This window comes from Actinotalea lenta (assembly GCF_030586465.1).
GTDB lineage: Bacteria > Actinomycetota > Actinomycetes > Actinomycetales > Cellulomonadaceae > Actinotalea > Actinotalea lenta.
This window is the reverse complement of the sequence record NZ_JAUQYP010000001.1, coordinates 1,224,834-1,237,630: the sequence shown is the minus strand read 5'-3', so window position 1 is coordinate 1,237,630 and position 12,797 is coordinate 1,224,834. Positions and strand designations below refer to the sequence as shown.

Sequence of the window (12,797 nt, the reverse complement as noted above, 5' to 3'; positions counted from 1 at the left end):
CGGTGCGTCGCGGTCCCACGCTAGGCCCGCGCTGGGCCGCGCCGCAGACCTGGGATGAATTTAACCGGCCATTGCCAGTTGAACGATGTGGACGCCGTCCTTAGCGTCGACGCAGGACGAACGAGGAGGACACCGTGGCCGACGAGTGGGACCCACGTGCACCGGAGGTGCTGGCCGACCAGGTCTCCGCGTACGACGCGATGCGGGCGCGCTGCCCCGTCGCGCACGACGACTACCTCGGCTGGACCGTGTTCACGCACCAGGAGGCCGTCCGCGTCGTCACGGACCACACGACGTTCAGCAACGTCGTCTCCTCGCACCTCTCGGTCCCGAACGGGATGGATCCGCCCGAGCACACCCCGCACCGCCGGATCAACGAGAGCTACTTCACGCCCGAGCGGATGGCCGAGCTCGAGCCGACGTGCCGCCGCATCGCGGCCGACCTGGTGGCGTCCCTGCCGGCCGGACCCGTCGACGTGATGGCCGCCCTCGCGCGGCCCTACGCGCTGGCGATGCAGACCGCCTTCATGGGTTGGCCGGAGCGGTTGCACGAACCGTTGCGCGCCTGGACGGCGCGCAACCACGCCGCGACGCTCGCGCGCGACCCGGAGGCGCTGGAGTCGGTCGCGCTCGAGTTCGACGGCTACATCCGTGAGCAGCTCGACGAGCGGCGCGCCGCCGGCGACGACGCACCCGACGACGTCACGACCCGGCTGCTGCGCGAACGCGTGCACGGGCTCCCCCTCACCGACGAGGAGATCGTCAGCGTCGTGCGCAACTGGACGGTGGGCGAGCTCGGCACGATCGCGGCGAGCGTCGGCATCCTCGTGCACGTCCTCGCGCAGCACCGCGCCTTGCAGGACTCGCTGCGCTCCGACCCGGGACCGCTGCCTGCGGCGATCGACGAGGCGCTGCGCATCCACCCGCCCCTGATCGCCAACCGGCGCCGCACGACCTGCCCGGTCGAGCTCGGCGGCCGCGAGATCCCCGCCGGCGAGCGCGTCACGGTGCTGTGGGCATCGGCGAACCGCGACGAGGCGGTCATGGGCGACCCGGACGAGGTCCGCCTGGACCGCGACCCGGCGGACAACCTGCTCTACGGGGCAGGGATCCACGAGTGCCCGGGCGCGCCCCTGGCCCGGATGGAGCTTCGCGTGCTGGCCGAGGAGCTGCTCGCCCGGACCACGGCGATCCGGCCCGCCGAGCCGCCCACGCCGGCGGCCTACCCGGCCGGTGGGTTCACGTCGGTGGTCGTCGACGTGGCGTAGCCCGCGCCGGGGATCGCGGCGCGGGCTACGCGGCTGTCACGACGCGGCGCGACGCGTGATCCTCACGTGCCACTCGTCCGGGCCTGCCACCAGGGTCTCGACGTCGATCGGTGCACGCTCGGCGAGCTGCGCGAGCAGCGGCGTGGGCAGGTGCGGGGCGACCACGACCAGCGAGCCGCCGGCCGGGATCGCGTCGAAGGCGCCGAACACGGCGCCGTGCCGCACCGCGTGCGGGATGGCGCGCACGTCCAGGACGGGGTCGGCCTCGTCGTGGCCGCCGCACCCGCAGGTGTGGTGCTCGGGCGCGGTGGTCTGGATCTGCACGGGCTGGCTCATGTCTCTCCTCGTGTGTCGGGGTTCGGTCGGGGTTCGGTCGGGGTTCGGTCGGCTCAGGGGCCAGGTCGTCCGGTCATCGTGTGGCGGCCACCGTCAGGAGGCACGCGCCGGGCTCGGCGAACGGCACGAGGCCGATCTCCAGCCGGTCACCGCCGGGTGCGCGGGTCGCGAGGCCCTGGAGCAGGCCGAGGTGCACCTGGCACACGACCTCGGGGTGGTGCCGCGCGGCATCACGGAACGGGCACGCCCGTAGCCGCAGGCCGGCCGGGGCCTCCTCGGGGTCGAAGCCCAGCGCCGCGGTGGCCGTGGTCAGGACCTCCCGGGCTTCCCCGTCGGGCACGGTGAGCTCCTCGCCCCAGCGCCGCCCGGCGGTGCGCGCGGGCTCGCCGGTCGCGGCCGCTCCGGCGAGGGCCTCGATCATCCGGTCGCGCACCGCGACCAGGTCGAGCTCTGCGGCGCGGTAGGCCACGGCGGGCCTGCCCCGCCCGCCCGAGCGCGCCGTCTGGCGCAGGACGAGTCCGGCCTCCTCGAGCTGGTCCAGGTGGAAGCGGGCCGTGGTCACGTGCAGACCGAGGCGTGCGGCCAGGTCGGCCGCCGTGAGCGGGCCACCGCTCAGCAGCGCCAGCGCCTGACGGCGCACCGGCGAGGCGAGTGCCGCATGCCGCGTGGCATCCGCCTCGTCACCTCGTTCGGGCCTGGCCATGAATTTAGAGTATCAGCATCCTCTATATTGATCCCATGACGACACGACACCGGGCCGCGCTGCTCGCGCTGGCCGGTGCGGCCGCGCTGGCGGGCCTCGACGCCGCCCTCGTCCGGCTCGGCGCGATCGCCCCCGTGGCGTCCGTCCCGCTCGGCGAGGTGCACGGCGTGCTCATGGTCTACGGCTTCCTGGGCACGGCGATCGCCCTGGAGCGTGCGGTCGCGCTGCGCAGCGGTGGCGGCCGCCGGGACGCCTGGGGCTACGCCGCCCCTGCCGCGAGCGGCGCCGGGACCGTGCTGGCGCTGGCCGAGGTCGCGGGCCTCGGCGGGGGCCGTGCGCTCCCCGGCGTCGCGTGGACGGCCTCGATGGCGCTCTTCGCCGGCATCTACGCGGCCGTCTGGCGGCGACAGCCGTCCGCCGCGGTGCTCATCCAGGGGCTGGGTGCGGTCGCCGGCCTGGGAGGGGCAGCCCTGTGGACGCACGGCGTCGAGAACGCGCGCATCGTGCCGTGGTGGGGCGCGCTGCTCGTGCTGACCGTGGTCGGCGAGCGCCTGGAGCTCGCGCGCCTGGCGTTCCTCACGACGGGCACCGAGGCCCGCATCGTGACCGAGGCCTGCGCCGTGCTGGTCGGTGCCGTCGCAACCCTCGTCGCCCCCGGCCCGGGCTACCCCCTGCTCGGGCTGGCGCTCGCGGTCCTGGTCGCCGACGTCGCGGTGCACGACGTCGCTCGCCGCACGATCCGCGCGTCCGGCGTCGCACGCCTCATGGCCGCCTGCATGCTCGCCGGGTACGGCTGGGCGATGGTGTCCGCCGCGGTCTGGGTGGTCGGCGGCCCGGCGTGGGCCGGCTACCGCTACGACACCGCCGTGCACGCCCTGACCATCGGCTTCGCCCTGTCGATGGTGGTCGCACACGCACCGGTGATCGTGCCGGCGGTTGCGCGCCGCCCCTTGCCGTACCACCCGGTGATGTGGGTCGCCGCCGGGTTGCTGCACCTCGGCCTCCTGGTCCGGGTGCTCGCCGGCGCCCGCGCGGCTGAGGACGCCTGGCGGCTCGGCGGGACGCTGGGCGTCGTCGCCGTCCTCGTGCTGGTGGGCAGCGTCGTGGCACTGCTCGCCCGCACACCCGGCGGACGGGCAGCACGAGGCCGCGCCGTCCCGAGCCCCGTCCCGCCGGCCGAGCCCGAGCCGCAGGTGGCGGGCCGATGACGACCAGGCCGCGCCGCTGGCGCACGGACCGGCTGACCACCGGCTGGATGCTCGTCGCCCTCGTCACCTCGGGGCTCACGCTCGCCGCCCACGGGGCCGTGCCGCAGCCGCTGTGGACGGCCGTGCACGTCGTGACGCTCGGCGTGCTGACCAGCTCCGTGCTGCAGTGGTCCTGGTACTTCGCCCGCGCGTTGCTGCACCTGCCCGCCGACGACCCGTCGGGACGAGGCGTCACGGCGCGCCTGCTCGCGTTCAACGTCGCCCTGGTCACGCTGGTCGGCGCCATGTGGACAGGGTGGGTGCCGGGCACCATCGCGGGCGCGGCCGCGATCGGGACCGTCGTCTCGTGGCACGGCCTCGCGCTCGTCCGGGCCGCGCGGACCCGCCTGGGTACCCGGTTCGCCGTCGTGCTGCGCTACTACGTCGCCGCGGCGGCTTTCCTGGTGATCGGCTGCGTCCTGGCCGGATTCCTCACGGTGGCGATGTTCGCCCACGACGCACCCGGGTGGCTGCTCGCCGCACGCGACCGGCTGACCCTCGCGCACGCGGTCGTCAACGTCGGCGGGTGGCTCGGGCTGTCGATCCTGGGGACGCTCGTGACGCTGGGTCCCACCGTGCTGCGCACCAGGATCGACCCGGCGGCGCTCAGGATGGCCGTTGTGGCCCTGCCCGGAGCGGTGGGCGGTCTGGTGCTCGCCGCGACGGCCGCGAGCATCGGCTGGCTGGCCGGGCTGGGTACCGGGCTGGTGGTCTTCGCCGCGGCGGGCGCGGTCGGGGTCGGCGTCCCGCTCGTGCGAGCGGCCCGGCGCGCGAACCCCGGAGCCTTCGCCGCCTGGACCGCAGGCCTGGGTCTCGTCTGGTCCCTCGTGGCCGTGGGCGCGATCGCCGCCCAGGCGTTCGTGGCGCCCGACGCCACGGCGCTGCGGGACGCCGATCTGCCCTGGCTGGCCGTGCTCGGCGCGGGCGGGATCCTGCAGGTGCTCGTCGGAGCGCTGACGTTCCTCATGCCGGTCGTCATCGGTGGCGGCCCGGGACCCGCGCGGATCGGCATGGCGGCGCTCGAGACCGCCTGGCCGGCCCGCGTCGCGACCCGCAACACCGCCCTGGGGCTCCTCGCGTTCGCCACTGCCACCGGTGCCGGCACGCTCGGCCTGTGGTGGGCCGCGGTGCTGGTCTGCTACGCGATCGACGTCGCCGCGCTGGCCGTCGCCGGAGCCCGGCAGGCGCGCGCCCGGCGCGCTGCCCACCCTCGACCGGACGCAGCCGCCACCACGACCACGACCACGACCACGAGGAGCACGCCGTGACCAGCTCGTCCGCCACCGGGCCGCGCCCGCTCCCCGGCCGCGACGGTCCGCCCGAGCGGCGCGCCGCCCTGGCCGTGGCCGGCGTGGTCGCGGTGGTCGCCCTGAGCGTCGCCGGAGCCCTCGCCCGGCCGGCTGCCGCCGACGTCCCCGCAGCCCCGGCGTCCGCCACGCAGGCCTCGGCCGTGGCACCCGGACACACCACGAGCGTGACGGTCCGCGTCGAGGGCATGGCCTTCTCGCCGTCGCGGATCGAGGTTCCCGCGGGGGACGACCTGCGCATCACCGTGCAGAACGACGGCGACCAGCGCCACGACCTGGTCCTCGCCAACGGGACCGGGACCGGCCTGATCGCCCCGGGCGACCGCACGACCGTCGACGTCGGCACCGTGACGAGCAGCCTGGACGGGTGGTGCTCGCTGCCGGGCCACCGCCAGATGGGCATGACGCTCGAGGTGGTCACGACAGGGAGCACGGACCCCGCCGCGGAGCGCCCGCCGGCACCGGCCGATGCGCCCTCGGACGTCCCGACCATGGCGCGGCTGCAGGACGCCGCGCGGCACTCACCCGCGTACCCGGCCGCCCTGCCGCCGGCGCCCCCCGGCACCGAGCACGACTACACGTTCACGGTCACCGAGCAGGTCCAGCAGGTCACTCCCCGGGTGTCCCGCGCGGTCTGGACGTACAACGGCACCTCACCGGGACCGATGCTGCGCGGTCACGTCGGGGACACCTTCCGCGTCACGCTGGTCAACCACGGCTCGATGGGGCACTCGGTCGACTTCCACGCCGGCGAGCTCGCACCCGACGAGCCCATGCGGACCATCGAGCCCGGCCAGAGCCTGACCTACACCTTCACCGCGGACCGGGCCGGCATCTGGATGTACCACTGCTCGACCGCCCCCATCTCTCAGCACATCGCGAACGGGATGTTCGGGGCCGTCGTCATCGACCCTGCGGGCCTGGATCCGGTGGACGAGGAGTACGTGCTCGTCCAGTCCGAGCAGTATCTCGGCGCGAACGGCGCACCTGCCGACCCGGCGAAGGTCGCCACGGGCATCCCGGACATCGTGACGTTCAACGGCCGGGCGTTCCAGTACGACGCGCACCCGCTGACGGCCCGCGTGGGCGACCGCGTGCGCATCTGGGTGCTGGACGCCGGCCCGGACGCCTCGTGGTCCTTCCACGTGGTGGGCGCCCAGTTCGACACGGTCTGGACCGAGGGCCGCTACAGCGTGCGCGACGGCCGTGCGACCGACGGCTCCGCCTCGGGCCCGACGGGCGCGCAGGTCCTTCCGCTGCTCGCCGCCCAGGGCGGGTTCGTCGAGCTGACGGTCACCGAGCCGGGTCACTACGCGATCGTCAACCACCAGATGAGCCTCGCGGAGAAGGGCGCGCACGGGGTCCTGGAGGTCACGCGGTGAGCACCCGGGCGATGGCCGCGAGCGCCGTGGCACGCCGCGCGGGGCGAGCCGGGGACGTCCCGTCCGCACCCGGCGGCCCATCAAGATCGAGTTGCGACGCGCGTGGCACGGGAGTGCCCTGGGACGGGCGCGCCGACGGGCGAGGTCGGCGCTCGTCGGACGGGGGCAGGACATGGCGACCACGACACGGTCCGTCGAGCACGGCAGCAGGGACCTGCGCAGGCACGTCGGACTGGTAGGCCTGCTGTTCGCCAGCGTGGGCTCGATCATCGGCTCGGGCTGGCTGTTCGGTGCGCTCAACGCGTCCCGCGAGGCCGGACCCGCCGCCCTGGTCTCCTGGGGCCTGGGCGCGGTGATGATCCTGCTCATCGGCCTGGTGTACGCCGAGCTCGGCACGATGTTCCCGCTCTCCGGCGGGGTCGTGCGGTTCCCGCACATGTCGTTCGGGTCGTTCGCGAGCTACACCACCGGCTGGATCACCTGGCTCGCGGCGGCCACCGTCGCCCCCATCGAGGTCGAGGGCGCCCTGCAGTACGCCACCAAGTACGCGCCGTTCACCGCGCGGCACACGGTGGACGGCTCGGTGGTGCACACCCTGACCGGCCTGGGCTACGCCGTCGCCGTGGTCGCGATGGCCGTGTTCGTGGTCATCAACTACATCGGCGTGCGGTGGTTCGCGCGCGTCAACAACGTCGTGGTGTGGTGGAAGCTCGCCGTGATCACCCTGGTCATCGTGGCGTTCGTGGTCACCGCGTTCCACGCCGCGAACTTCTCCTCCCAGGGCTTCACGCCTCAGGGCTGGCACGGGGTGTTCACCGCGATCGCCACCTCCGGGATCGTGTTCTCCTACCTCGGCTTCCGCCAGGGCATCGAGCTCGCGGGAGAGACCGACAACCCGCGCCGCAACGTGCCGATCGCGGTGATCGGCTCCGTCCTGCTGACCGGCGTGCTGTACGTGGGGCTGCAGGCCGCGTTCATCGGCTCGCTCGACCCCGGGCTGATCACCGGCGGCTGGGCGAACCTGTCCTTCAACGACGACTTCGGACCGTTGGCGGCGGTCGCGAGCCTGCTCGGGCTGGGCTGGCTGGCCGTCCTGCTGTACGCCGACGCGATCATCTCCCCGGCCGACACCGGGTTGATCTACACCACCGTCACGGCGCGCCTGTCCTACGCGATGGCGCGCAACGGCAACGCGCCGCGCGGGCTGGCGAAGACGAGCGTGCGGGGCGTGCCGGTGGTGAGCCTGCTGGTGACGTTCGTCGTGGGGCTGATCATCTTCCTGCCGTTCCCGAGCTGGCAGCAGCTCGTCGGCTTCATCACGTCCGCCACCGTGCTGTCGTTCGGCTCAGGCCCGCTGGTGCTCGCGGCGATGCGCCGCCAGCTGCCCGAGCGCGAGCGGCCGTTCCGGCTGCCCGGCGGGCACGTCATCCCGGTGCTGGCGTTCTGGTCGTCCAACCTGATCGTGTACTGGTCGGGGTGGAGCATCGTGTGGAAGCTCATGGTCGCGGTGCTCATCGGGCTGGCCCTGCTCGTGGTGTTCGAGGTCAGCGGCAGCCAGCCGCCGCTGGACTGGCGGGCCGGCGCGAGCTGGGTCGTGCCGTGGCTGGGCGGGCTCGCGCTGCTGTCCTGGCTGGGCGACTACGGCGGCGGGATCGGTGCGCTGCACTTCGTCTCCGCGATCCCGGTCACCTTCGTGTTCTCCGCGGCGATCTACGCGCTCGCGTACGCCATGCGGCTCTCGCCCGAGCGGTCCCGCGAGCACGTCGCGGACACCGAGCACGAGGCGGCCGTCGAGGACGCCGAGCTGGGCCAGGGCTTCTGACCGGAGACCTCAGCGCCTCAGGAACGCAGGTGGGCGCCCTCGGGGTCCCGGTGCCGCTGGAGAAGGGCCATCTGCGGGTTCGCCATGAGCTGCGACCGTCTCACGAACGACCCCGCCGCTCGTCCCATCGCCGAGCCGAACCGCCGGATCCAGGTCACGGGAACCTCCCCCCATCGAGATACCACCGTACTGCGGCGCCCCACGCGGCACGCAGGACGGCCGCTGCCCGCCGGCGTCCGCATCGCGGACGGCCCCGCAGGAATCGGCGTCCGGGGCGGCGCTCGCCGCGTGGGCCGCCGGCGAGGAGGCGCGACCGTCAGCCGGTGAGCACGACGAGGCGCTCGGTCGCCCGCGTCATCGCCACGTACCGGTCCACCGCGCCCTGCACGCCCGTGCCGAAGCGCTCCGGCTCGACCAGCACCACCAGGTCGAACTCGAGGCCCTTCACCAGCTCGGGCGCGGCGACGCGCACCCGGTCGTCGTCCGGCACGGCCACCTCCGACGTCGCGACCACGCACGCGACGCCCGCGTGCTCGGCGAGCCAGGACCGCAGGACGTCCGCCAGCTCGGCCACCGCGCCGTACCGGACCGGGACGCCCCCGGTGCGCACCGAGGTCGGCACGTTGGCGTCCGGCAGCACCGCGCGGATGACGGGCTCGGCCTGCGCCATCACCTCGCTCGGCGTGCGGTAGTTCAGCGTCAGCGACGCCGTACGCACGCGATCCAGGCCGGCCCACCCGAGCCGCTCCTGCCACGACCCGGCGAACCCGTGCCGCGCCTGGGCGCGGTCCCCGACCACGGTGAAGCTGCGCGACGGGCAGCGCGCCAGCAGCATCTGCCACTGCGCGTCGGTGAGCTCCTGGGCCTCGTCCACCACGACGTGGGCGAACGGACCGGCGAGCCGGTCGGGACGGTCCGCGGGCACGGCGTCGGCGTCCACGAGGGCCGCGCGCAGGTCCTGCCCGCGCAGCATGGACATCACGTGCAGCTCGGAGTCGTCCGCGGCGATCAGGTCGTCCACGACGTCGGACATCCGCTCGCGGCTCTCGGCGGCCGCTGCCTCGCGCCGCCGGCGCCGCCGCGACGCCTCGGGGTCCCCCAGGCGCAGCCGCGCCGCGTCCAGCAGCGGCAGGTCGGCCTCCGTCCAGGCGTCCGGGACGTCCCGCTGCAGCGTCCGGACCTGCTCGGCCGTCAGCCACGGCGCGCAGAGCCTGAGGTACGCGGGCACGGTCCACAGGTCGCCCACGACGTCCGTCGCCTCGAGCACCGGCCAGGCCCGGCCGAACGCCCGCACCAGGTCGCGGTTGGCCGCGAAGGCCCGCCGCACGACCGCGTCGTCGCCGCGCCCGGCCAGCCCGTACGCGTCGAATCCCTCGTCCTCGCGGCGGTTCTCCAGGGCCCTGTCCTCGTCGAGCTCCCCGTCCGACCACGCGGTGTCATCCCGGGCGCACGGGAGCTGCTCGCGCAGCGCGTCCACGAGGATGTCGACGAGGGCCTCCCAGATCTCGTCGCGGGCGTCGTTGTGCGGCGTGCCGGGCTCGGGCACCCCGAACGCGTCCGCCCAGTCGGCCGCGCTGAGCCGCACGTCGGCCCAGGGGGTAGCCACGACCAGCGGCGCCGTCGGCGGGTTCTCGTGGAACCGCACGGCCGGCTCGATCGCCGCCACCAGGCGCGCGTCGGCCTTGAGCGCGGCCACCTCCGCGCCCTCCGGGCCCGCCCCCGCACCCTGCGGGACGAGGTCGCGCAGCGTGCACAGCTGCACGCCCTCCTCCCCGAGGCTGGGCAGCACGTCGGACACGTAGTCCAGGTACGGGCGGTGCGGCCCGACCACGAGCACCCCACCGCGGTGGTGACCCAGCCGGGGGTCGGAGTACAGCAGGTATGCGGTCCGGTGCAGGGCGACGACCGTCTTGCCCGTCCCCGGCCCGCCGTCCACCACGAGCGTGCCGGCCGACCCCGCGCGGATGATCGCGTCCTGGTCGGCCGCGATGGTGCCCAGCACGTCCCGCATGCGCGCGGTGCGGCTGCCCGCCAGGCTCGCCAGGAAGGCGGACTGGTCGTCCAGCGCCGCGTGACCGGCCAGGCCGTCGGCGGTGAACACCTCGTCCCAGTAGTCGGTGACCCGACCACCGGTCCAGTGGTACCGGCGGCGGCTGACCAGACCCATCGCGTCGGCGTGCGTCGCCCCGAAGAACGGCTCGGCCGCCGGCGCGCGCCAGTCCACGAGCAGCCGGCGCCCCGCGGCGTCGGTCAGCCCGAGGCGGCCGACGTACACCGGCTCCCCGCCGTCGGGGACCATCCGCCCCAGGCACAGGTCCAGGCCGAAGCGCTGCAGCATGCGCCGGCGGGCCGAGAGCCGGTGGATCGCGCTGTCCCGGTCCATCGCCTCCTGCCCGGAACCGGCCGGGGCGCGGCGCAGCTCCGCGAGCCGGTCCGCGAGCTCGGCGAGGCGCTGGTCAAGGCACGCCGCGATCGCCGCGAAGTGCCGCTCGTCGGTGGCGATCAGGTCCGGGTCGGCCTTGGCCGCTCGGCGCTCGGGGAGGGCAAAGGCACTGGTCACGGCGGGGATTGTGCGCCCGGGAGGGGGCCTTGCGGCAAGGCCCCCCGCGGGCCATATCCTGAGGGTGGCGGGCGAGCCCCGCCCACAGCGTGCGGCTGGCGCCTCAGTCCTTGTCGACCGGCATCCACACCCGCATCGTCGCCGGACCACGATTGCCCCACCGGTGGTAGGGGACGAGCCGTACCGCGCCGTGGTCGCGCACCGTAGCCGCGGAGCCGTCCGGCGACCGGAACGGCCAGCCCTCCGCGCCGTACTCGCGGGACCGCACCGACACCATGACCTCGCCGTCGTCGTCCAGCGGAGGACGGCTCGTGTCGACGCTGACCTCGTTGACGCTCGACCCGAGGTCGGTGGACTCCAGGCACATCACGAGTGGCCCACGCTCCACCGCGGCCTGGCCGCGCACGGCGTCGACCCGAGGGTCGGCCACCGTCCAGCGTGCGCGAACGGGGAGGTCCAGCACCACGCGGTCGCCGTCCGTGAGCCCGGTCACCTCGGCGTAGCCGGGCGCCACCTCGCGCGTACCCCTCGTGTCGGTGAGCGTGGCGCCCTGCCCCCATGCGGGGACCCGCAGGCTCAGCGTCCACTCGCCCTGCGGCGCCCGGACCACCTCGACCTCGATGCGGCCGTCGGCCGGGTAGCGGGTCCGCACCCGCAGCTCGACCTCGCGGCCGTCGGTGAGCGCCCCGCGGAGGTGCGCACCGGCGTACTGGTGGAGCTGGAGGCCGCCGTCGTCGACCGACGCCAGGTAGGCCGCGAGCGACGCGACCGTGCGGGTCACGTTGGTGGGGCAGCACGACACGTGGAACCACGGCGCCCGCAGGCTCGCCAGAGCGCGCGGCGAGGCAGTGTCCGGGTCGACCTCGGTCGCCGGGGTCCGCTGGTGCAGCGTGTTGGCGTAGAAGAACCCGTGACCGTCCTCCGCCGGCGAGGTGGCGACCACGTTGAACAGCGTGCGCTCCACCGCGTCGGCATGCCTGACGTCCCCACTGGCCAGCAGCAGCCGGTGGTTGGTCATGACCGAGCCCACCCCTGCGCACGTCTCGGAGTAGGCCCGGTCCGACGGGAGCTCGAAGTCGTCGCCGAACGACTCTCCGTCGTGGTGGGCTCCCATGCCGCCGGTCAGGTACGTGCGGCGCGCGAGCGTGGTGAGGACCTGCGAGGTCACCGCGCCCAACAGCTCGTCGTCACCCGTCTCGACCGCGAGGTCGGCCGCCCCGGCGGCGAGGTACAGCGCGCGGACGGCGTGGCCGCGCAGCGCGGTGGCCTCCCGCACCGGCTGGTCGTCCTGGTAGTACGACGCCCCGAGCTCGATGTCGCCCAGGACGCCGTGCCCGCGCCGGTCGACGAACAGCCGCGCCTGGTCCAGGTAGCGCTGCTCACCGGTGAGCCGGTACAGCTCGACGAGCGCCACCTCGATCTCCGGGTGGCCGCCGACGTCCGCACGCCCGTCCGGGCCGAACAAGGTGCACACCTGGTCGGCCGCCCGCCGGGCGATCCGCACGATCTCCTCGTCGGTGCCGCGGGTCCGGCCGCGCGCGACGGCGGCCTGGACGAGGTGACCGACGCAGTACAGCTCGTGACCCCACTGCAGGTCGGACCACCGGGGCTGCTGACCGGGGCGCCCGAACATCGTGTTGACGTACCCGTCGGGCTCCTGCGCGGAGCCGACGCGCGCGACCAGGGCGTGGTAGCGAGCCTCGAGGTCCGGGTCCTCGCGCCGGGCGAGCTCCCAGGCCATCGCCTCGAGCAGCTTGTAGACCTCGGAGTCGGAGAACTCCCGACCCCGCCGGTCCTGCGGCAGGCGCCCCTCGACCGCCGCGTCGAAGTTGGCCGCCCAGCCCATCCGCTCGACCCAGGTCTCGCAGTGGCCGATCATCGCGCCGGCGTTGCGCTGCTGGAGCTCGGCGAACAGCCCGTCGTCGATCGTCACCTCGTCGAGGCCGAGGGGGTACCAGCGGCCGCGTGAGGGGGTGATCGGACGGCCGTGCACGGGCCGGGTCACGATCGAGGTGGTGTCGGTCATGGTCAGCTCCTGGGGGTCGGACGGGCTGCGCTGCGCGTCACTTGACGGCGCCGACGGTCAGCCCGTCGCGCAGCAGCCGGTAGGTGGACGTGAAGACGATCAGGATCGGGATGGACGTCAGGACCGCGAGCGCCATGAGGCCCGGC

10 protein-coding genes are annotated in these 12,797 nt (G+C 74.5%); 5 read left to right on the top strand and 5 right to left on the bottom strand.

The window, feature by feature from the left end; translation table 11 throughout:
- Window positions 1–134: 134 nt before the first annotated feature.
- The gene (locus tag Q6348_RS05795; RefSeq protein ID WP_304600352.1) at window positions 135–1,268 is read left to right on the top strand and encodes a cytochrome P450; all 1,134 of its coding nucleotides are present in this window, start codon (window positions 135–137) and stop codon (window positions 1,266–1,268) included.
- Window positions 1,269–1,304: 36 nt separating this feature from the next.
- Here the strand turns inward: Q6348_RS05795 and Q6348_RS05790 are convergent, their stop codons facing one another.
- Together Q6348_RS05790 and Q6348_RS05785 are read right to left on the bottom strand one after the other, a co-directional pair.
- Window positions 1,305–1,604 carry a DUF2249 domain-containing protein gene (locus Q6348_RS05790; protein WP_304600351.1) on the bottom strand — a complete coding sequence of 100 codons (300 nt, stop codon included), beginning with the start codon at window positions 1,602–1,604 and terminating at the stop codon, window positions 1,305–1,307.
- Window positions 1,605–1,677: 73 nt separating this feature from the next.
- Window positions 1,678–2,307 carry a helix-turn-helix transcriptional regulator gene (locus Q6348_RS05785; RefSeq protein ID WP_304600350.1) on the bottom strand — a complete coding sequence of 210 codons (630 nt, stop codon included), beginning with the start codon at window positions 2,305–2,307 and terminating at the stop codon, window positions 1,678–1,680.
- Between the two features lie 35 nt (window positions 2,308–2,342).
- Here Q6348_RS05785 and Q6348_RS05780 point away from each other — a divergent pair, with 35 nt between their 5' ends.
- From Q6348_RS05780 to Q6348_RS05765, 4 genes are all read left to right on the top strand, one after another.
- Entirely contained in the window at window positions 2,343–3,515 is a 1,173-nt protein-coding gene (locus tag Q6348_RS05780) for a DUF8744 domain-containing protein (protein WP_304600349.1), read from the top strand.
- Window positions 3,512–4,822: a hypothetical protein gene (locus Q6348_RS05775; protein WP_304600348.1), complete on the top strand. Its 1,311-nt coding sequence runs from the start codon at window positions 3,512–3,514 to the stop codon at window positions 4,820–4,822. Before Q6348_RS05780 ends, Q6348_RS05775 begins: the two co-directional genes overlap by 4 nt.
- Window positions 4,819–6,243, top strand: coding sequence for a multicopper oxidase domain-containing protein (locus tag Q6348_RS05770; protein ID WP_304600347.1), 1,425 nt, complete (start codon window positions 4,819–4,821; stop codon window positions 6,241–6,243). Before Q6348_RS05775 ends, Q6348_RS05770 begins: the two co-directional genes overlap by 4 nt.
- 172 nt (window positions 6,244–6,415) lie before the next feature.
- Window positions 6,416–8,065: an APC family permease gene (locus Q6348_RS05765; protein ID WP_304600346.1), complete on the top strand. Its 1,650-nt coding sequence runs from the start codon at window positions 6,416–6,418 to the stop codon at window positions 8,063–8,065.
- 17 nt (window positions 8,066–8,082) lie between these two features.
- On the opposite strand, the gene Q6348_RS05760 is transcribed toward Q6348_RS05765, so the two are convergent.
- The 3 genes from Q6348_RS05760 to Q6348_RS05750 form a co-directional block, all read right to left on the bottom strand.
- The gene (locus tag Q6348_RS05760; RefSeq protein WP_304600345.1) at window positions 8,083–8,223 is read right to left on the bottom strand and encodes a hypothetical protein; all 141 of its coding nucleotides are present in this window, start codon (window positions 8,221–8,223) and stop codon (window positions 8,083–8,085) included.
- A 158-nt stretch (window positions 8,224–8,381) separates the two neighbouring features.
- Window positions 8,382–10,625, bottom strand: a complete 2,244-nt coding sequence (gene helR / locus Q6348_RS05755) for an RNA polymerase recycling motor ATPase HelR (RefSeq protein ID WP_304600344.1) — start codon at window positions 10,623–10,625, stop codon at window positions 8,382–8,384.
- Between the two features lie 103 nt (window positions 10,626–10,728).
- The gene (locus tag Q6348_RS05750) at window positions 10,729–12,651 is read right to left on the bottom strand and encodes a glycoside hydrolase family 127 protein (RefSeq protein WP_304600343.1); all 1,923 of its coding nucleotides are present in this window, start codon (window positions 12,649–12,651) and stop codon (window positions 10,729–10,731) included.
- Between the last annotated feature and the right edge of the window lie 146 nt (window positions 12,652–12,797).